18 protein-coding genes and 1 tRNA gene are annotated in these 23744 nt (G+C 69.3%); 10 read left to right on the top strand and 9 right to left on the bottom strand.

All coding sequences use genetic code 11. The features are described from left to right. Both fusA and ACFU53_RS33540 read right to left on the bottom strand, forming a co-directional pair. Positions 1-2086, bottom strand: a 2086-nt coding sequence (fusA, locus tag ACFU53_RS33545; protein ID WP_384000985.1) for an elongation factor G, incomplete at its 3' end; no start/stop codon positions are given. Between the two features lie 494 nt (positions 2087-2580). Then, the gene (locus tag ACFU53_RS33540; protein WP_384000982.1) at positions 2581-3390 is read right to left on the bottom strand and encodes a ribonuclease BN; all 810 of its coding nucleotides are present in this window, start codon (positions 3388-3390) and stop codon (positions 2581-2583) included. A 2091-nt stretch (positions 3391-5481) separates the two neighbouring features. Here ACFU53_RS33540 and ACFU53_RS33535 point away from each other — a divergent pair. Continuing rightward, positions 5482-5937, top strand: coding sequence for a hypothetical protein (locus ACFU53_RS33535; RefSeq protein ID WP_384000979.1), 456 nt, complete (start codon positions 5482-5484; stop codon positions 5935-5937). Positions 5938-6472: 535 nt separating this feature from the next. On the opposite strand, the gene ACFU53_RS33530 is transcribed toward ACFU53_RS33535, so the two are convergent. Continuing rightward, positions 6473-7084: an ATP-binding protein gene (locus tag ACFU53_RS33530; protein ID WP_384000976.1), complete on the bottom strand. Its 612-nt coding sequence runs from the start codon at positions 7082-7084 to the stop codon at positions 6473-6475. Between ACFU53_RS33530 and ACFU53_RS33525 the strand changes: the two genes are divergently transcribed. Next, a complete protein-coding gene (locus ACFU53_RS33525) occupies positions 7083-7547 on the top strand; it encodes a hypothetical protein (protein ID WP_384000973.1) in 465 nt (154 codons plus the stop codon). The genes ACFU53_RS33530 and ACFU53_RS33525 overlap by 2 nt on opposite strands. Before the next feature lie 85 nt (positions 7548-7632). On the opposite strand, the gene ACFU53_RS33520 is transcribed toward ACFU53_RS33525, so the two are convergent. Beyond that, positions 7633-8166, bottom strand: coding sequence for a TetR/AcrR family transcriptional regulator C-terminal ligand-binding domain-containing protein (locus ACFU53_RS33520; protein WP_384000970.1), 534 nt, complete (start codon positions 8164-8166; stop codon positions 7633-7635). Between the two features lie 188 nt (positions 8167-8354). Between ACFU53_RS33520 and ACFU53_RS33515 the strand changes: the two genes are divergently transcribed. From ACFU53_RS33515 to ACFU53_RS33505, 3 genes are all read left to right on the top strand, one after another. After that, positions 8355-9410: an alpha/beta hydrolase gene (locus ACFU53_RS33515; protein ID WP_384000967.1), complete on the top strand. Its 1056-nt coding sequence runs from the start codon at positions 8355-8357 to the stop codon at positions 9408-9410. Next, positions 9407-10360 carry a cyclase family protein gene (locus ACFU53_RS33510; RefSeq protein WP_384000964.1) on the top strand — a complete coding sequence of 318 codons (954 nt, stop codon included), beginning with the start codon at positions 9407-9409 and terminating at the stop codon, positions 10358-10360. Before ACFU53_RS33515 ends, ACFU53_RS33510 begins: the two co-directional genes overlap by 4 nt. 194 nt (positions 10361-10554) lie before the next feature. Beyond that, on the top strand, positions 10555-12048 hold the full coding sequence (locus tag ACFU53_RS33505) for a class I adenylate-forming enzyme family protein (RefSeq protein WP_384000961.1): 1494 nt from the start codon (positions 10555-10557) through the stop codon (positions 12046-12048). A gap of 368 nt (positions 12049-12416) precedes the next feature. Here the strand turns inward: ACFU53_RS33505 and ACFU53_RS33500 are convergent, their stop codons facing one another. Beyond that, positions 12417-13307 carry an AAA family ATPase gene (locus tag ACFU53_RS33500; RefSeq protein WP_384000958.1) on the bottom strand — a complete coding sequence of 297 codons (891 nt, stop codon included), beginning with the start codon at positions 13305-13307 and terminating at the stop codon, positions 12417-12419. On the opposite strand from ACFU53_RS33500, the gene ACFU53_RS33495 reads away from it, so the two are divergent. Beyond that, the gene (locus ACFU53_RS33495) at positions 13272-13409 is read left to right on the top strand and encodes a DUF397 domain-containing protein (RefSeq protein WP_384000955.1); all 138 of its coding nucleotides are present in this window, start codon (positions 13272-13274) and stop codon (positions 13407-13409) included. The genes ACFU53_RS33500 and ACFU53_RS33495 overlap by 36 nt on opposite strands. 97 nt (positions 13410-13506) lie before the next feature. Here the strand turns inward: ACFU53_RS33495 and ACFU53_RS33490 are convergent. The 4 genes from ACFU53_RS33490 to sucC all read right to left on the bottom strand — a co-directional run bounded on the left by ACFU53_RS33490 (position 13507) and on the right by sucC (position 17404). Then, positions 13507-13591 (bottom strand) — tRNA-Leu (locus ACFU53_RS33490). Between the two features lie 174 nt (positions 13592-13765). Continuing rightward, the gene (locus tag ACFU53_RS33485; protein WP_384000951.1) at positions 13766-15319 is read right to left on the bottom strand and encodes an aldehyde dehydrogenase family protein; all 1554 of its coding nucleotides are present in this window, start codon (positions 15317-15319) and stop codon (positions 13766-13768) included. Between the two features lie 58 nt (positions 15320-15377). Then, positions 15378-16262, bottom strand: coding sequence for a succinate--CoA ligase subunit alpha (gene sucD, locus ACFU53_RS33480; RefSeq protein ID WP_384000948.1), 885 nt, complete (start codon positions 16260-16262; stop codon positions 15378-15380). An 11-nt stretch (positions 16263-16273) separates the two neighbouring features. After that, complete coding sequence (gene sucC, locus ACFU53_RS33475; RefSeq protein ID WP_384000946.1) at positions 16274-17404, bottom strand: ADP-forming succinate--CoA ligase subunit beta; 1131 nt, start codon at positions 17402-17404, stop codon at positions 16274-16276. A gap of 165 nt (positions 17405-17569) precedes the next feature. Here sucC and ACFU53_RS33470 point away from each other — a divergent pair, with 165 nt between their 5' ends. From ACFU53_RS33470 to ACFU53_RS33455, 4 genes are all read left to right on the top strand, one after another. Continuing rightward, positions 17570-19255: a thiamine pyrophosphate-binding protein gene (locus ACFU53_RS33470; protein ID WP_384000943.1), complete on the top strand. Its 1686-nt coding sequence runs from the start codon at positions 17570-17572 to the stop codon at positions 19253-19255. Positions 19256-19265: 10 nt separating this feature from the next. Further along, positions 19266-20543 carry a formyl-CoA transferase gene (gene frc / locus ACFU53_RS33465; protein WP_384000940.1) on the top strand — a complete coding sequence of 426 codons (1278 nt, stop codon included), beginning with the start codon at positions 19266-19268 and terminating at the stop codon, positions 20541-20543. Between the two features lie 3 nt (positions 20544-20546). Beyond that, entirely contained in the window at positions 20547-22679 is a 2133-nt protein-coding gene (locus ACFU53_RS33460) for an acetate--CoA ligase family protein (RefSeq protein WP_384000937.1), read from the top strand. A 246-nt stretch (positions 22680-22925) separates the two neighbouring features. Continuing rightward, on the top strand, positions 22926-23744 hold an 819-nt coding region (locus tag ACFU53_RS33455; protein ID WP_384000934.1), incomplete at its 3' end, for an MFS transporter.

The raw sequence follows: 23744 nt of genomic DNA, 5'->3' as shown, positions 1-23744 counted from the left end.
CCCCCCGCCCCCCCACCCCCAAACGCACCGACACCGCCCCCGGCGCCCAGGCAAAGCCCGCAGGCCGGGTCGTAAACACCCCCCGGCCCTGCGTACGGCTGCGCAGGCGGGTCGCGTACCCGAACAACTCCGCCAGGGGCACGGTCGCGGTGATCACCACCGAGCCCGCCCGGGGCACGGAGTCCGAGACCCGGCCCCGGCGCGCCGCGAGGTCACCGAGCACCCCGCCCACGGCATCCGCGGGCACGGTGACGGTGACGTCGACGACGGGTTCGAGGAGGCCCATCACCCCGACCCGCATGGCCTCCCGGAGCGCGAACCGCCCGGCCGTGCGGAACGCCATCTCCGAGGAGTCCTTGGAGTGGGTCGCCCCGTCGGTCAGGGTGACGCTCAGTCCGGTCACCGGGTGACCGCCGAGCGGCCCCTCGACGAGGGCGTCACGGCAGCCGGCCTCGACCGCGCGGACGTACTCCTGCGGCACCCGGCCGCCGACGACGATCGAGTGGAAGGTGAACCCCGTGGCGGCCCCGTCGCCCTCTGCTTCCAGAGGTGCCACATCCAGCACGACATGGGCGAACTGCCCCGCCCCGCCGTCCTGTTTGACGTGCCGGAAGACCAGACCGGACACCCCTCGGACGACCGTCTCGCGATAGGCCACGCGAGGCCTGCCGACGGCGACTTCGAGCCCATGGCTCTGCCGGATCTTCTCCACCGCCACCTCCAGATGCAGTTCGCCCATGCCGGACAGCAGGGTCTGGCCGGTCTCGGGGTCGGTCCGTACGACCAGCGAGGGGTCCTCCTCGGCCAGCCGTGCGAGGGCCGTCGCGAGCCGATCGGAGTCGGTGCTCCTGCGTGCCTCGACGGCCACCGACACCACCGGGTCGGCGACGGACGGGGGTTCGAGGAGCAGCGGCGCCGTCGGCGCGCACAGGGTGGTCCCCGCGCGGGCCGACTTCAGCCCGACCACCGCGACGATGTCCCCGGCCACCGCCCGGTCCAGCTCGGCGTGCCGGTCGGCCCGGACCCGCAGGATCCGGCCGATCCGCTCGGTGCGCCGCGTGCCCGCGTCCAGCACGGTGTCCCCCTTCCGGATCGTTCCCGAGTACAGCCTCAGGTAGGTCAGCCGTCCCGTGGCCGTGGCGCTCACCTTGAACGCCAGGGCCGCGAGCGGCACAGTCGCGTCGGCGGCCCGCTCCTGCTCCGTACCGTCGTGCGTACCGAGTACGGGCGGTACGTCCAGCGGCGACGGCAGATACGCCACGACCGCGTCGAGCAGCGGTTCGATGCCACGGTTGCGGTAGGCCGAGCCGCACAGCACGACCACGCCCTCACCCGTGCGGGTCAGGTCGCGCAGCGCGGAGCCCAGCGTCCGCGCGGAGAGCGTGGACTCGGCGCAGAACTCCTCCAGTGCCATCGGGTGCAGTTCCGCCACCGCCTCCTCCAGCCGCCGTCGGCGTCGCTCCGCCTCGTCCCGCAGGGCGTCCGGCACCGGCCCCTCCTCGGCCGTGTCGCCGCCGTCCGCCCAGACCAGCGCCCGCATACGCAACAGATCCACCACTCCGACGAACCCGTCCTCCGTACCGATCGGCAACTGCACCACCAGCGGCGCCGGATGGAGCCGCTGCCGGATCGACTCGACGGCCGTGTCGAGGTCGGCACCCGCGCGGTCCAGCTTGTTGACGAAGGCGATGCGCGGTACGCCGTGCCGGTCGGCCTGCCGCCACACCGACTCGCTCTGCGGCTCGACGCCCGCGACCGCGTCGAACACGGCGATCGCGCCGTCGAGCACCCTGAGCGAGCGCTCCACCTCGTCGGCGAAGTCGACGTGACCCGGGGTGTCGATCAGGTTGATCCGATGACCGTCCCAGGCGCAGCTCACCGCAGCCGCGAAGATCGTGATCCCGCGATCGCGCTCCTGCGGATCGAAGTCGGTGACGGTCGTGCCGTCGTGGACCTCGCCCCGCTTGTGCGTGGTCCCGGTGGCGTACAGGAACCGCTCGGTGACGGTGGTCTTGCCGGCGTCGACGTGGGCGAGGATGCCCAGGTTCCGGACGGCGGTCAGAGGGTTGTTCACGTTGCTGCGCATGGCCCGTGGCCTTTCAGCTGAGCTGTTTCGGGGCAGCGCGATTCCCGTGCGAGGGCGAGGGACGACGAGGGCATGGCGAGGACGGGGCTGTTCCTCCGTCACAGGCGCGTGGGATTCGACGTCAGACGTGCGTCACGGGCATCCGGTACCGGCCGCGCAGCGGGCACCGGACGGACGAGGACACGAGGATCACCTCGTACAGGGAACGGGGAACGACGACAGCGGTGCGGTCACACACGGCCGGGCTCCCCTCGATCGGTATGCGTCAACTCGTCACGACGCGCGCGCCGCGGTGTCGTGCGGCGCGCGATGTGTGGCGATTCTAGAGAAGCGGACGCAGACGGAGCACCGCATTTTTCAGCGGGCCGGTCTATGGCGCCCGACAAGCCGGTGCACACCCCCACGGTGCATCAGGACCGACCTCCTGGACACCCGAACAGCCCACAGAAACCCAGGTGAGGCAGGCCCTTGGCGCCGCCGGCCGCGGCAGCGCCTCAGTGCTTCCGGGGGCGGCTGTGCGGATGCGGAAGGTGGCGCGGTTCGTGGAGGTACCAGTAGCGACCGACGAGGGCGCCGCCGAAGACGACGAAGCCGACCCCGATGAGCCAGGACGTCACGATCAGGACGGTGCCGACCGCACCGTACGAGACGGCGTTGCTCACGATGAGCGGGGAGAAGACCATGTAGGAGAAGAAGCGCAGGCCGCCCAGGCCCACCGTCGTGGCGATGGCGCCCGGCAGGAGGGCACTCCAGGAGATCCGGCCGCCGAGCAGGAAGCGCTGTCCCCACCAGAAGAAAAGCACGCCGAGCAGCAAGGACAGAACAAGCCGGGCGTATGAGCGCAGGGTTCCCGATCCTAGGACGGCGCCGCTCTGCGCTTCGGCGAAAAGGTAGGCCGTCAGAGCGGCAAGCCACACCGCGCGTCGCCATACAGTGTGCCAGCGCCCGGCCGACAGGTCCCAGACCTTCTCGTAACCGGTCTGGACACTGCCCGCGAACGTCACGCCGAAGACCGCGAGCAGCACCACGCTCAGGACACTGATCGTGCTCAGGACCTTGCGGGGTGCGGAGAAGAGGTCCCGCACGGCGTCGGCGGCACGCCCGGACAGCCCCATGCCGTCGACGATCCACAGGGCGAAGCCGCGTTCCTGGATGGGGGCCGCCGCCGCGACCACGATCAGCAGCGGGGCGAACGTCACCAGTCCCAGCGCCGCGAAGCCCATGGCCCGGTGCATCAGCTCCACTTCCTTGCCTCGCCGCCATACGCGCGTGGCCCTGATGTGGAGGAAGCGGCGCAGTTTCATCGAGCGGCGCCCGCGACCGCGGGGGTGGCTCCTGTTCCTGTGCCTGTCGGGCCGGCCACCCCCTGGGGGACCCGGAGCATCGGACGACCCTGAATGCGGAACACCCGATGAACCGGATGGCTCGGACTGGCCCGGCGGTCCGACGGGTTCCATGGGTTCCATGGGTTCCGCCACGGGCTCTACAGCTACAGGTCCGGCCGTCCGACGGGACGGACAGGCCGGACAGCATCGCCGCCCCGCTCCTGGCCGCGAAGGCCACGACCAACCTGCCGCAGTGGTGGCACCACCCCATGGCGCATACGTGGTCACCTCGTCCTGTTCCCCTGCACCGGCATGGGGGCTCGTCCCCGCACCGGGCCCGCCCGTACGTCACGGGTGGCTGCTTCCAGCGTGCCCCGCCGACTCCAGATGTGCGACCGGCTCAGCGGCCCGGCAACTCGGAAGAGCAGACCCCACCTCAGCCCCTCGGCCCGGTGCAGCTGGTGGATGCTTGCTCAGGCGCCCCGCCTCGGTCGATCGTTCCCGCGCATCACGTGCACCAGCGCACGCCGATCACAGAGCCTGACGGCCGAGGGAAGGTGCAGTTCACAGCGCCCCTGGTCGTCCCCGCCCTCATGTGCTCGCGGACGCGCGGACATGGTCTTCTCGCACCACCTCCCCGATGGGAACACACCTGTCATTTGGGAAGCGCCGAGCACCTTCGCCGCCGAGCGTGCGACGGTGCGGGCCGGCAGGGTGGTTACTCCGTCGTATGCGCACGACGCCTCGGACCGCTGCGCCTCCGGCGCCTCCCGTCGCCGGGATGAGCGGACACGGAAGCGGGGACAGCTCAGCACGCACAACCCGCGCGCTCACGACCGTCCCCCTACCGGAATCCCGACGCCACAACCGGCGGCTCCGCCCGAACGGACTTGCTCGCCGGCGGCGCCGAGCGCTGTTTCGACACCCCGACGGTCCGCGAGGGCATCGACGATCGGCAGCCCGCGGCCGTGTTCGTCTTCCGCGGGCTCCGGCAGACGGGCGCGGCAGCCGGTCGGCGCGTGCGTCGGTCACCTCGATGCGCAGGACGTTTTCGGCGTACAGACGAAGCGTGAGGCGAAAGTCCCGGTCCAGCACGCGCCCGTGCCGGACCGCGTTGACGGCCGGCTCGGCGGCGATCGCCGTAGCGTTCCGCGCCACATCGGCTTCCCGAGGGCAGCCCCCGGTCGACCGACTGCTGCTCCGCGGGCAGCCGAGCCAGGTGCGCCCCGCGCATGGTCGGGCTGAGCAGCCTGGTGAACGTGCTGACAGGTGATGAGAGCGGCCCACGGGTGAGGCGGCCTCGGTGTCGGCTTGCACGTCACTCAGCGTGGCCGGGTGGATCATGAGTACCAGCAGGTCGGGCGGTACGAGACTCCCGGTGCCTGCGTGCATGCCTCTGTGCACGGATCGTCGGCCGTGACCCGACGCCGGACACCAGGGGCTGCCCGGCAGGCCGCCCTGTTCGCTGGACCAAGGTTGGTCAGCTGTCGGATCCGGTGCGGAGCCGCTGCACCCTCTCGGTGAGGCCGCCTCCGCCGCCGGGCGTGGGCGGCTCATGCGTGGCGACGGTCGGCGAACGGTGCAGGCGCGGCCGACCGACCGCAGGCGTCGGCCGCGCTGCACGTCCATGACCGCGGAAGTGGCCGCCGGGCGACCGAGTGAGGTCCGTCCGCACCGCCTGTGACCCGCACGAGCCACGTCGTGGGATAATCCCGCCCGGCATCCGCAACCGTGGTGCAAAATGGCGCGTCTTCGACCCTGTTGGCCGTGCGTACGGCCCTGCGAAGCGGATAAAAGGGGGAACCTACGGTGAATCGAACCCGGGGATGGGCGAGACGGGGAACGCGGCTGATCGCCACCCTCACACTGGCGTCGGCCGCGGTGGGATGCCAGGACACGGGGAACGGCGGGGAGAGCTCGGCCTCGAAGTCTCCGAAGCCTGCAGCTTCCTCAGAGACACCCGACAGTGGCTTGGTCAAGGACGATGGAAAAGAATCGGCCAAGTCATCGCCGGACACTTCGAAGAAGCCGGGCAGCAGCGGCTCAGCAGGTGCGCTGACCTGCGATCAGTTGCGGAACGCCGAGCTGCAGAACTCCTCCATGCGGCTGCCCGACGCCCCTGAGGGGACCGTCGCTTTCACGGACGGACGGTGGGAAGGCGACGGTGTGGTGATCGAGCTGCAGCCGCAGTGTGGCATCGGGGACATGACAGGCGACCCGGCGGCGGACGCCGTGGGCGCCATCAAAGTCACCACAGGGGGCACAGGCAAGTTCTACGGACTCGTCACATGGCGCAACGACGCCGGAACTCCGGTACCGGCCGCCGCTGTCTCACTCGGCGACCGTACGCCGGTGGTTTCGATCGACATCTCCTCGGCGCCCGAGAAGCAGGCGACGGTCGTCTACCTCACCCGCGGTGACTCGGATCCGACGGCCGTGGTGACACTGAGGCGAACCGCCGTCTACCAGGTGACAGAGCCCGCCATGGTCGAACTCCACCACAGCGACGCCCCGTACACGCCGTGAGCCGGAGCAATCAAGGCGGCGCCGAAATGCCACACGCCCGGCGTCTTTCCCCTCAGCAGCAACCGGAGGCCTCGGTACGGTGATCAGCTCCACCGGTCACCGCCGTCCCCCAAGAAACGCCATGCCTCATGCGCCCCGCACGTCGTCCGAGTACTGGTCGGTCAGAGGGTTGTTGACGTTGCTGCGCATGGCCCGTGGCCTATGAGCTGTCGCTCCGTCACAGGCGTGGTTTCGAAGCCGGGCGTTCGTCGCGGGGATCCGGTACCAGCCGCAGCGGGCACCGGACTGACGAGGACACGAGGATCACCTCGTACCGGGAACGGGGAACGGGGAACGGGGACAGCGGTGCGGTCACACACGGCCGGGGCTCCCCTCTCTCGTCACTTGGTGGGGTGAGTCCAGGGAGAACGGATGGGCCGGGTCACCGCATTTTTCATCGGCCCGGACGGGCCGGTGGACCCCACAACGAGAAACCCCACCGACCGGAAAGCGGTTGGTGGGGTGAATGTGTCCGAGGGGAACTTGGCCCAAGATCTCAACCGGTCATAGCCTGCGCCGACCTGGAAGCAGCCACTCGTACACCGCCGGGATCGACGAGTCCGTAGCACCGTGCCGGGAGCAGGCGGAGTTCAAGGGTCCCGAGCGCCAGCCCCGGAGAAGCAGGCTCGCTGACCATCCGTCTCAGGGCCTCGTCGTTCTGCCGCGTCATGGCGTGAGCTCCGCCCCATACGGTCTTGCCGGGTGCGGTGTGGCGCGGGTCGGCGCCCCAGCGGGTTGCCAGCCGGGCCACCAGCAGCAGCCCCCGGCCGGACTCCGCGTCGCCGGGCACCTCGTGAACGGACCGGGGCGGCACCCGCTCGGTGCGGGTGTCCGTCACTTCGAGGCGGAGTGCGTCCGTCGCCGACGTCAGCCGGAGGTGGAAGTCCCGGCCGGGGACATGGCCGTGCCGTACGGCGTTGGCGGCGAGTTCGGCCGCGATCAGGGTCAGGGTCTCGTTGACGGCGGAGTCGTACCCGTACCCCCGGTGACTTTGATCGATGGGTGGCGAGGCTGGTAGCTCGAAGAACCAGGTGGCAGCGTTTCGTAGATTCGTTGTTGGCGGGTTTGTTGGAGCCGTCGCTCGGCTTTCGGGCAGGCGTCGGCGCATGTGTCAGGTGGAGATCTTCGTACCGGACTGCGCGGTAGCTGAGCGCCTGCCGGTTTGGTACATGGGGCGGGCGGAGGCGGATGACGAGGCCGCGTTCCTCGCGGCCTGCCCGGATCATCACATCTTCCGTCTGACCCCGGACGGCCGTCAGGAGGTGTGGGAGACGACCGGTGGTTCACCGCTCGCCTCGCGCTTCTTCTTCACGATGGACGAGTCGGACACGGTGGTCACGTCTGCGGACCCGAGCTACCTGTTCCAGATGGCCGGCACGGCCCGCTTGGCCGACGGGACGGTGCTGGGCGGTGTCCGCCACCAGTTCCGGGAGGAGGGCGGCGGTACGCGGGCTCTGCTCACGGTCGAGTTCCCGTGGTTGATGCCGCAGGCGTCGGTCGCGGCGCACCGTTGGCACATGGCCTGCGAGTTTTCCCAGTGGGTTGAGGCTGCTGCCGCGAGCCCCCGCTGAGGCGACTGCGCCCCGCTCTGCTCGGTTGTGTCCGGGAGGGGCAGGGCGTTTGCGTGCTCGGAGGACTCTGCGGCGGGATGGGTACTCAGTTCGACCGGACTGCCCTGACTCCTGCGACGGCGATGTCGGCGATGAGCTCCAGAAAAGGTGTGTCCACGGCTTCGCGGGTCATGAGCAGCCTGAAGTGGATCGGTGCGATGAATGTTTCCAGCAGCATGCGGCTGTCGATGGAGGCGGGAAGTTCGCCTCGAGCGGCGGCGCGTTCCACCACGATCCGGCACTCGTCGTGGCGGGCTGTCCAGAACTGGCTCCGCGTCAGCGCTGATTCGCTGTCGTCGACATTGGCGGCCAGGGTCCGCATGAGCGCCTCGCCCAGTGGGGAGCTCCCGTAGTCGACGAGTTCCTGCCCCAAGGCGACCAGGTCCCCGCGCACGGAGCCGGTGTCGGGAGTCTTGAGCAGCTCGGCGCTGTAGCCGACCATCGCGTCCAGGATGAGCCGTTCGCTGGTCTTCCAGCGCCGGTAGATGGAGGTTTCGTGCACGCCCGCCCGCGCGGCCACCTCGGCGATGCTCGGCTTCCCGGAGCCGGACTCCGTGAGCAGTTCCAGGGTTGCCGCCATGACAGCCGAGCGCACCTTGGCGCTCCGTCCTCCTGGCCGTCGGCGAATCGACTCGGTTGTCATGGAACTCATCTTAACGCAGGAGTCTTGCGTTTATGTGAAACCCGCCCGTAGTCTCAGCTAAACGCAGGACTCATGCGTTAAGCGGCTGGGACTCGGAGGAACCTTAGGTGTCGTACCAGTGGCCAGTGAATGTCGAGGCACTGTTCGAGGAGCGCCTCACGCAGATGATCAACCTGGGTGTGCCGGGGGACGACGTGGAGGCCGTACGCGGGCGCATCAAACAGATGTGGCCCGATGAGCCCGGCGGATGGGTCTACGAGTGGTCCCAGCTGGCTGAACGGTACGCAAAGGACCGGAAGGCTGAGCTGGCTGCCCTGGCCTACGGGTTCGCGAAGTTCCCCACCCTGGCCGACGAGGCCAAGCGAGCGGCCTACCGCCACCAGATCGATCAGTACCTCCTCAGCGCGGACAACGGCCCGGTCACCTTCCGACGCCGCTCGGTTCTCGCCGACCACCTGGGCACACGCGTGTCGGTCCCGGTCCACGAGTTCGGCGTCCCCGACAGGCCCGCGGGTCAGTCCCCGGTCATCATCGTCAGCGGCGGAGTGGACACCTGGAAGGAGGACCTGCACTCCATGTGGGTCGCCCTGGCGGTGTACACGGGGATGACGGTGCTGGCCTTCGACATCCCCGGCACCGGGGAGTCCCCGGTGGCGATGAGCCACGACGGCGGCCCGGAAATCGTGTCCAGTCTGGTCCAAGAGGCGCGACAGATCGGTAACGGCCGCGTCGCCCACCTGGGCGTGTCCATGGGCGGTCATTTCTCCGCCCGCACCGGGCTGAGCGGTGAGGTCGACGCGGCGGTCGTCCTGGGTGGACCCGTCAAGGCCGCCTTCGAACGCGCTCCCTTCAGTGACTCCGGCATGCACGGCATCATCGGCAACGCTCTGGGCTTCGAGCGTGAGCCGGCCTCCGAGGAACTCGCTGCCCGCTGGACCAGCCTGTCGCTGGCCGGCCTGCTCGCAGGCAAGCAGCAGTCCGCACCCATGCTGATCGTCAACGGCGCCGACGACCCCCTGGTCCCGCAGGAGGACAGCCTCCTGTTCGAGGCGCGGCCGGGGGCTGAGGTTCACCTCATCCCGGATGCGGGCCACTGCGCGACGAGCAAGCTGTCATCCGATGTCGTCCCCCTGATCATCGACTGGCTCAACAGGGCCATGGCACCCAAGGACCCGGCATGAGCAACGACGTTCTCAAGGACTACATCGACCAGCTCAGCCGCTGGGGCCGGTGGGGGCCCGACGACGAGCTCGGCGCCCTCAACCTCCTCACCCCCCAGCACGTACAAGCCGCGGCGAAGGAGGTCGTGGCGGGCAAAGTGATCTCGATGACCCTGCCCTACGACCAGGCCGGGCCCCAACAGGGCGGCCTGCGCCACAACCCGATGCTGCTGGCCACCGCCACCGGCACGGACGCGGTCAGCGGCAAACAGCAGGAGCTGTTCGCAGCCTTCGGCATCGACAAGACCCGGTTCGGGTACGCAGACGACTCCCTCATCATGCCCACGCAGTGCGGCACCCAGTGGGACGCCCTCGCGCACATCTTCCACGACGGGCTCATGTGGAACGGCTACAGCGCGGCCGAGCACACCACCGCCGGAGCCGCCCGCAACGCCATCCAGCACTGGACCGACCGCATGATCCTGCGCGGCGTTTTGATCGATGTCGCCCGGCACAAGGGCGTTCCCGCGCTGGAACCCGGCTACGCGATCACCCCGGACGACCTCGACGAGACGCTGGCAGCCCAGGGCACCGTCGTCGGCCGCGGCGACGCGGTGTTCGTGCGCACCGGACAGCTCGGTGAGCGCCGAGGGCGCTGGGGCGACTACGCCGGCGGTTCCGCCCCCGGCCTCTCCCTGCACACCGCTCCCTGGCTGGCACAGAAGGAAGTTGTCGCGATCGCCACCGACACCTGGGGCGTGGAGGTCCGGCCCAACGAGATCGAGGAATTCCAGCCCCTGCACCAGGTCGCCCTCGTCCACATGGGACTGGCCTTCGGCGAGATGTTCGACCTCGACGCGCTGGCCGAGGACTGCGGACAGGACGGCCGCTACAGCTTCATGCTCGCCGCCTCCCCCCTGCCCCTGACCGGCGCTGTCGGATCTCCAGTCGCCGCCACAGCCATCAAGTAGCAGCTCACAGAGCGGCTCCTCCACCTGGGGTGAGTGGAGCGGACAACCCCAGCGGAACAGGGCTTCCGAGGAGCCCCCCGTGCCCCCCTTGCGGTCCCCCGGAAGCCCACCCGCGGTGCCACCATGCGGCACCGCACCAGGCGGCCGCCCCCGCCGTCCGGCCTGCCAATCGACCCACCACTGAGGTGTATCCCGTGAATCTGAGCCGCCTGCCTGCTGCACGCCGCGCGAACGCCCCAGATGCTCCGGCCATCGGGGACGACGAGCACGGCCTCCTGACCAACGCCGCATTCGATGACCTGGTCGAAGCCTGTTCCCGCCACTTCGCCGCCCGCGGGATCAGCGCCGGCGACATCGTCGCGGTCAAGCTGCCCAACCGGGTCGAACTCGTGGCCGCTCTCTTTGCCGCCTGGCGCCTGGGCGCGGCGCTCACGCCGGTCAACCCGACGCTGACCCCGTCCGAAACGCAGTACCAACTCAAGGACTGCGGCGCCAAACTCGTCGTCCTCGACGAAGCAGACACCGACGCCCTTCCTGACGCCCTGGCCGTGGTCACCCTCGAGGAACTCGCCCGCCCGGCCCCGGCGGTCGAGCTGCCGCAGCAACCGGACGATCCGCAGGCAGGCCTGGATGATCTGGCCCTGGTCATCTACACCAGCGGCAGCACCGGCCGCCCCAAAGGGGTGGAGCTGCTGCACCGCAACATCGATGCGATGACCGCGTCCATGATCGAGGGACTGGGCCTGACCGAGGCCGACCACAGCCTGCTGATCCTGCCGCTGTTCCACGTCAACGGCATCATCGTCAGCGTCCTGTCCCCGCTGCGGGCCGGCGGCCAGGCCACCATCGCAGGGCGTTTCAGCCCGAAGACCTTCTTCACGGCGCTGGAGGCGGCCCGCCCCACCTACTTCTCCGCCGTTCCCGCGATCTACGCAATGCTGGCGAACCTGCCGGCCGACGTGCAGCCGGACACCTCCTCGCTTCGCTTCGCGATCTGCGGCGCCGCCCCGATGCCACCCCAGCTCATCGGCACGGTGGAAAAACGCTTCGGCATGCAACTCCTCGAGGGGTACGGCCTCTCGGAGGCCACATGCGCGTCGGCCTGCAACCCCGTCGACGGGCTGCGCAAGCCAGGCACGGTCGGCATCGCGCTGCCGGGCCAGAACATCGCGATCATGGACGAGGACGGCCAACTGGTCACCGACGGCAGTATCGGCGAGGTCGTCATCAGCGGCCCCACCGTGATGCGCGGCTACCTCGGCCGCCCCGACGAGACCGCCAAGACCCTCCAGCACGGCCGGCTCCACACCGGGGACATCGGCCGACTCGACGACGACGGCTACCTCATACTCGTCGACCGCGCCAAAGACATGATCATCCGGGGCGGCGAGAACGTCTATCCCAAGGAGATCGAAACCGTTCTGCACGACCACCTCGCCGTCCTCGAAGCCGCCGTCGTCGGCCGCCCCGACCCAGTACTCGGCGAGGTCCCCATCGCCTTCATCTCCCTGCGCGACGGCATCGACCTCACCGCCGAGGAGATCTGCGACTTCCTCACCACCCGACTGGCCCGCTACAAGATTCCCGCCGACATCATCATCCTTCCCGAAGTCCCCAAGAACCCCGTCGGGAAGATCGACAAGCCCACGCTGCGCCGAGGCCTGGCCCCCTCGCGACCTGAAGCCTGAGCATCTCTCGAACACCAGACGTGCACCGGGGCCGCAGGCAGTAAATCTCCGGCGCGTGGCGCCGGATCCAAGCTGGGAGCCAAGCACCACTCGCTGCCGGTGACACGGGTCCAGGTGAACTTCGAGCCACAAATCGCGCAGGAAGCCGGCCGGGTAACGGAGCACGTGATGGGTTCCGTGTCGGTGGCGAAGCTCTGTTTCGATCTCTGCCCAGGCGTTCGTGCTGAGGGTCCAGCCGAGCAGGTTGAGCCGTCTGGAGTGGTAGTCGATGTGCTGCTGGATCTGGGAAACGTGCTGTGCGAGGGCGGTGAAGGATGTGGCCAGGTCTTCGCGGCGTAAGAACCGGAACTGGCTGGTGTAGCGGATCTTCAGATTCGGCTTCCTGCTGTTACCGCGGTGCCAGTGGTCGGGGAGAGCGAGGAATCTGGCGGCGTCGTCGAAGGGCATGTCGGCCGCGATCTGGACGAGTTGGACGGCGGCATAACGGCGGAACGCGACGCTTTGGGCCAGTGCTCGGGAGGACGAATCCGCGAACATGACGGAGAACCAGTCGTCCGGCAGCCACTGCGGGATGTGATCGGGCTGATAGCGGCCGACCCGGGCTGGGATGACGGCCTGGCGGGCCCGTCGACGGTCGTTTCGAAATACTGGGAGCTCGGGGTGAAGTGAGCGGGGACCGTGCTGATGACGCGGTCCTGCAGCAGGCATGAGCTGTGTCGTCGCAGGAGCCGCCAGGTGTTTCCCCAGCCGCTTGTCCGTGTGGCGGGGGCGGTGTTCAACAGGAGGCGAGTGACGTTCATGCTCATGAAGGCGCGGAGCAGGTCGAGGGTGTCCTGGTCGTCTGCCCGGTGCATCCGCAGCCGGGTGATGTCGTCCAGGATCAAGGCCTTCACACCGTGGTCGTGCAGCGACTGGCCGACCTGGGAGATGAGTTGGGGCAGGTTCATGTTCTTGGTCGGGGCCCCGAAGAAGTCGAGGACGGCCTGGCAGGTGCTCATCGGCTTCGCGGTGACCGGCGTCTGGACGTAGGCGACAGGTGCGTGCAGATCCCATGTGCCCTCGACAGCCGCCGGGTTGAGGTGACTGTGCATCTCCAGCCACGCGTCCTCAAAGCCGGCGGCGACTTCGCAGACCGTTTCTGTCTTGCCCTGATAGCCCCAGCCGTCACCCAGGACCTGCGGTGGTTCAAGAGCAGTTACAGCGGTGCGGAGGGTGGCGACTGCGTGGAAGTGGCGGACTCGCAGGGGGCCGCCGTTCACGTGCGAGACTCGAAAACCCTCACCGGCCCCGCACTCACCATGGAGCGCGCCGCGTGGGCGGCCTTCATCAACTTCGCCGGGCGCCACGCCACCGAGGTCTGATCAGGGTACCGCGCTGCTCCTGGCCGGTTGAGCCGGGCGCACCGCTTTTCGTTCGAATAAAACCCCACCGACCGGAAACCGGTCGATGGGGTCGATGTGTCCGAGGGGGGACTTGAACCCCCACGCCCGATAAAGGGCACTAGCACCTCAAGCTAGCGCGTCTGCCATTCCGCCACCCGGACCAGGTGTCTGCCGCCTTGCCAGGGGTGTTCCCTGCGGCGACACGGACAACAATACCAAGGTTTCGGAGCGTGCTTCACCTGCATATCCGTGCCCCGGACGGGGTTGTGGGGGCCTCGACGAGCAGGCCCGCACGACCTCACCGGAGGTGATCGGACGATCACGAACCGGCCATATCAGGCCGCGGACGGCATGAGGTGGTACTCGGGGAAGTTGCCCGGCAGCCGCTCCCCCGCGGGACCACGGGTGACGGCCCTGACGAGCAGCTCACCGCCGACGAAGGCGCCCCGCCAGGATGCGCCGAAGCCGCCGAAGAGCTCCTCGCGGTCGCCACGCGAGCGGGGTTTTCCGTGGCCGACCTTGAACGCCCGGATCTGCGGTGCCAGCCGCTCGTACGTCGCCCTGTCGTCGGTGGACAGGGTGGCGACGAGCGCGCCGTTCGAGGCGTTCATGGCGGCCAGCAGCTCGGCCTCGGTGTCGACCAGGACGATGGTGTCGACCGGGCCGAAGGGTTCCGCGTGGTGGAGCGGGGAGGACGAGGGCGGGTTCAGGAGGGTGACGGGCTGGACGTACGCAGCGGTGTCCTGGCCGGGCAGGAAGCGCGCGTCGGCGAGCCGGCCCCGGTGCAGCGGGACGGCGCCCCGGTCGACGGCCTCGGCGACCTGGTCGGTCAGCTCCTTGGCCTTGGCCGCGTTGATGACGGGCCCGAAGTCCAGCCGTGGGTAGGGGTCGCCGGGGTGCTCCACGGCCAGCGGGTGACCGACCCTGAGCGTGCGGACCGCCGGGAGGTACGCGGCCAGGAACTCGTCGAACAGCTCACGCTGGACGACGAAGCGCGGGTACGCCGTGCAGCGCTGTTTGCCGTAGTCGAAGAGCTTGGGGATGACCGCGGTCAGGGTGTCCCAGTCGGTGTGGTTCCAGATGCCCCAGGTGTTCAGTCCCTCCTGTTCCAGTACGTGTCGTTTGCCGAGGTCGGCGACGGCGGTGGCCACCGCGGCGCCGGTGTCGCGGCCGCCGACGAAGGAGACGCAGCCGATCTCGGGGGCGCTCACGAGCGCCTCCGACAGCTCGCTGCCGCTGCCGCTGACGAGGGTGACGGGTATGCCCTCGCGGGCGGCGAGCGCACTGGCCAGGGTGAGGCAGGCGACGCCGCCGTCGGTCGGGGCCTTGGCGATGACCGCGTTCCCCGCCAGCGCCTGGACCAGCATCGCGTGGACGAGCACGCTCATCGGGTAGTTCCAGCTCGCGATGTTGGAAACCGGGCCGTCGAGCGGGACGCGCCCTTCGACCATGGGCTCGATGCCGTCGATGTACCAGCGGACGCCGTCGATGGCCCGGTCCACGTCGGCCTGCGCGAGCCGCCAGGGTTTGCCGATCTCCCAGACGAGGAGCAGGGCGAGCAGTTCGCGGTGCTGGGTGAGGGCGTCGAGGGTGGCGGCGACCCGGGCACGGCGTTCGTCGAGGGGGACGTGGCGCCAGGCGCGATGCTGGTCGAGGGAAGCGCGTACCGCCTGGTGCGCGGTGGCGCCGTCCAGGCGGGGCGGGCCCGCGATGGGGCTGCCGTCGACGGGGCTGGTGGCGGGGAACACCCGGCCGTCGGCCTGCCAGGAGCAGTTCCAGAGGTTGAGGACCCGGTCGTCCCGGAATGCCTCGGGGGCGACGGCGAGGCAGCGCTGCCAGGCGTCGGTCCAGGCGGTGCCGGATTTGAGGGTGAGGGTGGGTGGTGCCATGGGTTTCTCCGCTCTCGGTGCACAGTCGGGGGCGGGGGTACGCCGGCTACGAGTGAGGTCAGGCCTCGTCTTCCAGGGCGGCCAGCACAAGTCGGGCCGTCTCGGTGGGGGTGCTTCCGACCCTCACCCCGACCGCTTCCAGCGCCTCCTTCTTGGCCTGCGCCGTACCGGAGGAGCCGGAGACGATCGCGCCCGCGTGCCCCATCGTCTTGCCCTCGGGGGCCGTGAATCCGGCGATGTAGCCGACGACGGGCTTGGTGACGTGGTCGCGGACGTACGCGGCGGCCCGTTCCTCGGCGTCGCCGCCGATCTCGCCGATGAGGACGATCAGTTCGGTGTCCGGGTCCTCCTGGAACGCGGCCAGGCAGTCGATGTGGGTGGTGCCGACGACGGGGTCGCCGCCGATGCCGACACAGGTGGAGAAGCCGATGTCACGCAGCTCGTACATGAGTTGGTAGGTGAGGGTGCCGGACTTGGAGACCAGGCCGACGCGTCCCGGCTTGGTGATGTCGGCGGGGATGATGCCGGCGTTGGACTGGCCGGGGGTGATCAGGCCGGGGCAGTTGGGGCCCATGATCCGGGTGCCCTTCGACTGGGCGTACGCCGTGAAGGCCACGGAGTCGTGGACGGGGATGCCCTCGGTGATGACTACGGCGAGACCGATACCCGCGTCGGCGGCCTCGACGACCGCCGCCTTGGCGAAGGCGGGCGGGACGAAGACTACGCTGACGTCGGCTCCGGTGACCTCGATGCCCTCGTGGACGGAGCCGAAGACCGGCACGGCCCTGTCGTCGAAGTCGACCGTCCGGCCCGCCTTGCGGGGGTTGACGCCGCCGACGACGTTCGTGCCGGCCGCGAGCATGCGGCGGGTGTGCTTCATACCCTCGCCGCCGGTCATGCCCTGGACGAGGACCTTGCTCTCCTTGGTGAGGTAGATGGCCATGTCCGGGCTCCTCAGATCGCGTTTGCGAGGTCGGCGGCGCGGCGCGCGGCGCCGTCCATGGTGGTGGCCTGGTGGACCAGGGGGTGGTCGCGGGCGTCCAGGATGGCTCGGCCGCGTTCGGCGTTGTTGCCGTCCAGGCGGACTACCAAACGTTTGGTCAGCTGCACGCTGTCCAGGGCCCGCACGATGCCCTCGGCAACCGCGTCGCAGGCGGTGATCCCGCCGAAAACGTTGACGAAGACCGACTTCACATCGGGGTCGGAGAGGATGACGGAGAGGCCGTCGGCCATGATCTGGGCGGAGGCGCCGCCGCCGATGTCGAGGAAGTTGGCAGGGCGGGCGCCGCAGCCCGCGACCACGTCGAGGGTCGACATGACGAGTCCGGCGCCGTTGCCGATGACGCCGACCTCGCCGTCCAGTTTCACGTAGTTGAGGCCCTTGGCGGCTGCGGCCGCCTCCAGCGGGTCGTCGTGCGCGAAGCCCTCGTCGCCCCAACGCGTCTGGCGGAAGCTCGCGTTGTCGTCGAGGGTGACCTTGCCGTCGAGGGCCAGGATCCGGCCCTGTCCGGTACGGACGAGGGGGTTCACCTCGACGAGGAGCGCGTCCTCGCGGGTCAGCACCCCCCAGAGCCGGACGAGGACGTCGACGGTCTGCGGGGGCAGGCCGGCGGCTCGGGCGATCTCGGCCGCCTTCGCCGAGGTGACGCCCTCGACGGGGTCGATGGGGATACGGGCGACGGCGTCGGGCCTGGTCGCCGCCACCTCCTCGATCTCCATGCCGCCCTCCGCCGACGCGATCGCGAGGAAGCGGCCGGCGGCGCGGTCGAGAACGTACGAGACGTAGAACTCGCTCTCGATCGCGACGGGTTCGGCGACCATCACCTTGCGGACGGTGTGGCCCTTGATGTCCATGCCCAGGATCTGTCGTGCCGTCAGTTCGGTGGCGGCGGGGTCGGCGGCGAGCTTCACTCCGCCCGCCTTGCCGCGTCCGCCGGTCTTCACCTGTGCCTTGACGACGACGCGTCCGCCCAGCCTGCGGGCGATCTCCCGTGCCTCCTTGGGCGAGTCCGTGACCTCGGCCCTTGGCACCGAGATGCCGTGTTCCTCGAAGAGTTCCCTTGCCTGGTGCTCGAAAAGGTCCATTCCGGCTCCTGATTCAAAAGTGCCGCACGCCCCCTGGACACCACCCACCGGATGCGGGATAACAAGCTTCATACAGTATTCGTCGACTGTATGCAATCAACCGCGAGAGCGTTCCAACCCCTACGAAGACCCCACGAAAACCCTACGAAGGGACAGGACTTCGCCATGCCCGACGGCAACAGCCAGGACCTCATTTCCGGTGGTCACCTCGTCGCCAAGGCACTCAAAGCGGAGGGTGTGGAGGTCATCTACACCTTGTGCGGCGGCCACATCATCGACATCTACGACGGCTGCGTCGACGAGGGCATCGAGGTCGTCGACGTCCGCCACGAGCAGGTCGCCGCCCACGCCGCCGACGGCTACGCCCGCATCACCGGCAAGCCCGGCTGCGCGGTCGTCACCGCCGGCCCCGGTACGACCGACGCCGTGACCGGTGTCGCCAACGCCTTCCGCGCGGAGTCCCCGATGCTGCTGATCGGCGGCCAGGGCGCGCACACCCAGCACAGGATGGGGTCCCTGCAGGACCTGCCGCACGTCGACATGATGACGCCGATCACCAAGTTCGCGGCGACCGTGCCGGACACGGCCCGCGCCGCCGACATGGTGTCGATGGCCTTCCGCGAGTGCTACCACGGCGCTCCCGGCCCCTCCTTCCTGGAGATCCCGCGCGACGTCCTCGACGCCAAGGTGCCCGTGGAGAAGGCACGCGTGCCCAAGGCCGGCGCCTACCGGGCCTCGACCCGCTCGGCCGGTGACCCCGAGGCCATCGAGAAGCTCGCCGACCTGTTGGTGCACGCCGAGAAGCCCGCGATCCTGCTGGGCAGCCAGGTGTGGACGACGCGCGGCACCGAGTCCGCCATCGAGCTGGTGCGCACGCTGAACATCCCGGCATACATGAACGGCGCCGGCCGCGGCACGCTCCCGCCCGGCGACCCGCACCACTTCCAGCTCTCCCGCCGGTACGCCTTCTCCAACGCCGATGTCATCGTCGTCGTCGGTACGCCCTTCGACTTCCGCATGGGCTATGGCAAGCGGCTGTCGCCGGACGCGACCGTCGTGCAGATAGACCTCGACTACCGGACCGTCGGCAAGAACCGCGACATCGACCTCGGGATCGTGGGCGACGCGGGCCTCGTGCTCAAGTCGGTGACGGAGGCTGCTTCCGGGCGCATCAACGGGGGCGCGTCGAGGCGCAAGGAGTGGTTGGACGAGTTGCGCGCCGCCGAGCAGACCGCCATCGAGAAGCGGCTGCCCAGCCTGAAGTCCGACGCGTCGCCCATCCACCCGTACCGGCTGGTCAGCGAGATCAACGACTTCCTCACCGAGGACTCGATCTACATCGGCGACGGCGGCGACATCGTCACCTTCTCCGGTCAGGTCGTGCAGCCCAAGTCACCCGGGCACTGGATGGACCCGGGGCCCCTCGGCACGCTCGGCGTCGGCGTCCCCTTCGTGCTCGCCGCCAAGAAGGCGCGGCCCGACAAGGAGGTGGTGGCCCTCTTCGGTGACGGCGCCTTCTCCCTCACCGGCTGGGACTTCGAGACCCTCGTCCGCTACGACCTCCCCTTCGTCGGGATCATCGGCAACAACTCCTCCATGAACCAGATCCGTTACGGCCAGGCCCAGAAGTACGGCCTGGAGCGCGAGCGGATCGGCAACACCCTCGGCGACGTCCACTACGACAAGTTCGCCCAGATGCTGGGCGGTTACGGCGAGGAGGTCCGCGACCCCGCCGACATCGCCCCCGCGCTGCAGCGTGCCCGTGAGTCGGGCAAGCCGTCGCTCATCAACGTCTGGGTCGACCCGGACGCGTACGCCCCCGGAACCATGAACCAGACGATGTACAAGTGAGGTGCCCCCGGTGACCACCGAGACCGCCACGACAGGCACCACCGCCCAGCCCTCGCCGCCCGACAAGGCGCTCGCGGGCATCCGCGTCCTCGACATGACGCACGTCCAGTCCGGGCCCTCCGCCACCCAGCTGCTCGCCTGGCTCGGCGCGGACGTGGTGAAGCTGGAGGCGCCGAGCGGGGACATCACGCGCAAGCAGCTGCGTGACCTCCCGGACGTCGACTCCCTCTACTTCACGATGCTCAACTGCAACAAGCGGAGCATCACCCTCAACACCAAGACCGAGCGCGGCAAGGAGATCCTCACCGAGCTGATCCGGCGCTCCGACGTCATGGTCGAGAACTTCGGACCCGGCGCGGTCGACCGCATGGGCTTCACCTGGGACCGCATCCAGGAGATCAATCCGCGTATCGTCTATGCCTCCATCAAGGGGTTCGGTGACGGTCCGTACACCAACTTCAAGGCGTACGAGGTCGTCGCGCAGGCCATGGGCGGGTCGATGGCGACCACCGGCTTCGAGGACGGGCCGCCGCTGGCGACGGGGGCCCAGATCGGGGACTCGGGCACGGGCATCCACGCCGTGGCGGGGATTCTCGCGGCGCTGTACCAGCGGGAGAACACCGGGCGCGGGCAGCGGGTCAACGTGGCCATGCAGCACGCCGTCCTCAACCTCTGTCGGGTGAAGCTGAGGGACCAGCAGCGGCTGGCACATGGCCCGCTCCGTGAATATCCCAACGACGACTTCGGCGACGAGGTTCCCAGGTCCGGGAACGCGTCCGGTGGCGGCCAGCCCGGCTGGGCGGTCAAGTGTGCTCCGGGCGGCCCGAACGACTATGTGTACGTCATCGTGCAGCCCGTCGGCTGGCAGCCGATGAGCGAGCTGATCGGCCGGCCCGAACTGGCGGACGACCCCGAGTGGGCGACGCCGGAGGCCCGGCTGCCCAAGCTCAACAAGATGTTCCAGCTCATCGAGGAGTGGTCGTCCACCCTGCCCAAGTGGGAGGTGCTGGAGCGGCTCAACGCCCACAACATCCCCTGCGGGCCGATCCTCTCCACCAAGGAGATCATCGAGGACGAGTCCCTGGTCACCAACGAGATGGTCGTCACCGTGCCGCACCCCGAGCGCGGCGACTTCGTGACCGTCGGCAGCCCGCTGAAGCTGTCCGACTCCCCCGTGGACGTGACCAGTTCACCCCTGCTCGGCGAGCACAACGAAGAGGTCTACGTCGGCGAGCTCGGCCTCGGCGACGAGGAGCTGCGCCTGCTCAAGTCGAACGGAGTGATCTGATTGATGGCCGAAGACCGGGTGCTGAGGGTGCGCACACTCCTCGACGCCGTAAGGGCCGAGGGCCGGAGCGCGCTGACCGCCCCCGAGGGCAAGGTGATCGCCGACGCGTACGGGATCGCCGTACCCGGCGAGGAGTTGGCGCGGGACGTCGACGAGGCGGTGTCGTACGCGGCGCGCTTCGACGGGCCCGTGGTCATGAAGATCGTCTCGCCGGACATCCTCCACAAGACCGACGCGGGCGGTGTGATCGTCGGAGTGGACGGCTCCGGTGACGTACGGGCCGCGTTCCACACGATCGTCGACAACGCGCGCGCGTACGCACCCGATGCCCGGATCGAGGGCGTACAGGTGCAGGAGCTGTTGCCGAAAGGGCAGGAGGTCATCGTCGGCGCGGTGACGGACCCGACGTTCGGGAAGGTCGTCGCGTTCGGGCTCGGCGGGGTGCTGGTCGAGGTCCTCAAGGACGTGACGTTCCGGCTCGCGCCGGTCGACGCGGACGAGGCGCTCTCCATGCTGGACTCGATCCGTGCGGCGGAGATCCTGCGCGGGGTGCGCGGGGCGCCCGCCGTGGACCGGTGGGCGATCGCCGAGCAGATCCGCCGGGTCTCCGAACTCGTCGCGGACTTCCCGGAGATCGCCGAGGTGGACCTCAACCCGGTGATCGCCACCCCGGAGGGTGCGGTAGCGGCGGACATCCGGGTGATCCTCGCGCAGTCGGTGCCGAAGCCCCGGCGCACATACACGCGCGCGGAGATCCTCACGTCGATGCGCCGGCTGATGGAGCCCTCGTCCGTCGCCGTGATCGGGGCCTCCAACGAACAGGGCAAGATCGGCAACTCGGTGATGCGCAACCTCATCGACGGCGGTTTCGCCGGTGAGATCCATCCGGTGAACCCCAAGGCCGATGACATTCTGGGCCGCAAGGCGTACAAGAGTGTCACGGACGTTCCCGGTGAGGTGGATGTGGCGGTCTTCGCGATCCCCGCCAAGTTCGTGGCCTCGGCGCTGGAGGAGGTGGGTCGCAAGGGCATCCCCAACGCCGTACTGATCCCGTCGGGTTTCGCGGAGACCGGCGAGCACGAACTCCAGGACGAGATCGTCGCGATCGCCGAGCGGCACGGGGTCCGGCTGCTCGGGCCGAACATCTACGGCTATTACTCGACGTGGCACGACCTGTGCGCCACGTTCTGCACGCCGTACGACGTCAAGGGCGGCGTGGCGCTGACCTCGCAGTCCGGCGGCATCGGGATGGCCATCCTGGGATTCGCCCGCACCACGAAGACGGGTGTGTCGGCGATCGTCGGGCTCGGCAACAAGTCGGACCTGGACGAGGACGACCTGCTGACCTGGTTCGGCGAGGATGCGCACACCGAGTGCATCGCGATGCACCTGGAGGACCTGAAGGACGGGCGGGCCTTCGTGGAGGCCGCGCGGGCGACCGTCCCGAAGAAGCCGGTGGTGGTGCTGAAGGCGGGCCGTACGGCGGCCGGAGCGAGGGCGGCGGGCTCGCACACGGGCGCGCTGGCGGGCGACGACGCCGTGTACGAGGACATCCTGAAGCAGGCCGGTGTCATCAGGGCGCCCGGGCTGAACGAGATGCTGGAGTACGCGCGCGCGTTGCCGGTGCTTCCGGCTCCCCAGGGTGACAACGTCGTGATCATCACCGGGGCGGGCGGCAGCGGCGTACTGCTGTCGGACGCCGTGACCGACAACGGTCTGACCCTGATGGAGATCCCGCCGGATCTGGACGCGTCCTTCCGGACGTTCATCCCGCCGTTCGGGGCCGCCGGCAACCCGGTCGACATCACCGGGGGCGAGCCTCCGTCGACGTACGAGGCGACGGTCCGGCTGGGCCTGGAGGACCCGCGCATCCACGCGCTCGTCCTCGGCTACTGGCACACCATCGTCACCCCGCCCATGGTGTTCGCCGAACTCACCGCGCGCGTGGTGGCCGAGTTCCGCGAGCGGGGCATCGAGAAGCCGGTCGTCGCGTCGCTCGCGGGCGACGTCGAGGTGGAGGAGGCCTGCCAGTACCTCTTCGAGCGTGGGGTCGTGGCGTACCCGTACACGACCGAGAAGCCGGTGGCGGTGCTCGGCGCGAAGTACCGCTGGGCGCGAGCCGCGGGGTTGCTGTGATGAGCGAGGGCGCTGTGAGTCGGCCGGGGGTCCGGCCCGCGGCGAAGCCGCCGTCGGATGCCGCGTCCCCCGGGCGGGACGCAGCCCGGTGGGCCCGAGCCGCGGGGCTGTTGGGGGGCGGTCGATGAGCTGAGTGACGGCTCGAACCACGGGGCCTGCGGCGACCGCTCACCGCGGGCCCCGGCGCAGAGAAGCACGGACAGGGGGCGCTGGCCAGACTTCTTCCACGCGAAGGGTTCGATCGACATGGCAACAACTGACATCTCCACACCCGTCCCCTACCGGGAGGTGACGGACGCCAACGGCCGGATGTACCGGATCGGCGAGTCCGACCTGGACATCATGGGACGCAAACGCAAGTGGATGGTCATCCTGCCGTGGGTGGGCATGATGGGCATCAGCTCGGCGGAGTACGCGTTCGCGTCCGCCGAGGAGACCCTGCACACGGCGCACAGCTGGAGCAACCAGCACATCTTCTGGATGCTGGGCGTATGGGTGTTCTTCCAGGCCGCGGTGGCCTTCCCCGCCGGGAAGCTCCGTGAGAGCGGCAAACTGCCCGCCCGCTGGGCGATGATGCTGGGCGCCGTCGGCACCCTGCTCGGTTATCTGTCCCTCGCGTTCGCACCGCACGTCGTCGTCGCCTACGTCGGATTCGGCATGTTCAGCGGTATGGGCGCCGGCATGGTCTACGCGACCTGCGTGAACATGGTCGGCAAGTGGTACCCGGAGCGCAAGGGCGGCAAGACCGGCTTCGTCAACGGCGGCTTCGCCTACGGTTCGGTGCCCTTCGTGTTCATCTTCACCGGGTTCATGGACCTGACGAACTTCCGCTGGGTACTCGTCTGCGTCGGTGTGTTCCTCGCGGCGGTCGTCGCCGTGGCCGGGCACTTCTTCCAGGACCCGCCGAAGAACTGGTGGCCGGCCGAGGTCGACCCGCTGCGCAAGCCGGACGACCCGCGCGCGCGGCGCGCGCTGGAGAAGAACCCGCCGGCCGTGAAGCAGTACACGCCGAGCGAGGCCTGGCGGACGGGCCGCGTCGGCCTGATGTGGTTCTGCCTGCTGTGC

It is taken from the genome of Streptomyces sp. NPDC057474 (genome assembly GCF_042802555.1).
In the GTDB taxonomy this organism is placed as follows: Bacteria; Actinomycetota; Actinomycetes; order Streptomycetales; family Streptomycetaceae; genus Streptomyces.
Note: the sequence above shows the minus strand (reverse complement) of the source record. Positions and strands in the feature narration are given on the sequence as shown.

What these genes read in the sequence shown, in the direction of transcription:
- ACFU53_RS33540 (WP_384000982.1), bottom strand. Translation starts at nt 3,390, where the DNA reads ATGAAACTGCGCCGCTTCCTCCACATCAGGGCCACGCGCGTATGGCGG.
- ACFU53_RS33525 (WP_384000973.1), top strand. Translation starts at nt 7,083, where the DNA reads ATGTGTCAGGTGGAGATCTTCGTACCGGACTGCGCGGTAGCTGAGCGC.
- ACFU53_RS33530 (WP_384000976.1), bottom strand. Translation starts at nt 7,084, where the DNA reads ATGCGCCGACGCCTGCCCGAAAGCCGAGCGACGGCTCCAACAAACCCG.
- ACFU53_RS33520 (WP_384000970.1), bottom strand. Translation starts at nt 8,166, where the DNA reads ATGGCGGCAACCCTGGAACTGCTCACGGAGTCCGGCTCCGGGAAGCCG.
- ACFU53_RS33510 (WP_384000964.1), top strand. Translation starts at nt 9,407, where the DNA reads ATGAGCAACGACGTTCTCAAGGACTACATCGACCAGCTCAGCCGCTGG.
- ACFU53_RS33485 (WP_384000951.1), bottom strand. Translation starts at nt 15,319, where the DNA reads ATGGCACCACCCACCCTCACCCTCAAATCCGGCACCGCCTGGACCGAC.
- sucD (WP_384000948.1), bottom strand. Translation starts at nt 16,262, where the DNA reads ATGGCCATCTACCTCACCAAGGAGAGCAAGGTCCTCGTCCAGGGCATG.
- sucC (WP_384000946.1), bottom strand. Translation starts at nt 17,404, where the DNA reads ATGGACCTTTTCGAGCACCAGGCAAGGGAACTCTTCGAGGAACACGGC.
- ACFU53_RS33470 (WP_384000943.1), top strand. Translation starts at nt 17,570, where the DNA reads ATGCCCGACGGCAACAGCCAGGACCTCATTTCCGGTGGTCACCTCGTC.
- ACFU53_RS33460 (WP_384000937.1), top strand. Translation starts at nt 20,547, where the DNA reads ATGGCCGAAGACCGGGTGCTGAGGGTGCGCACACTCCTCGACGCCGTA.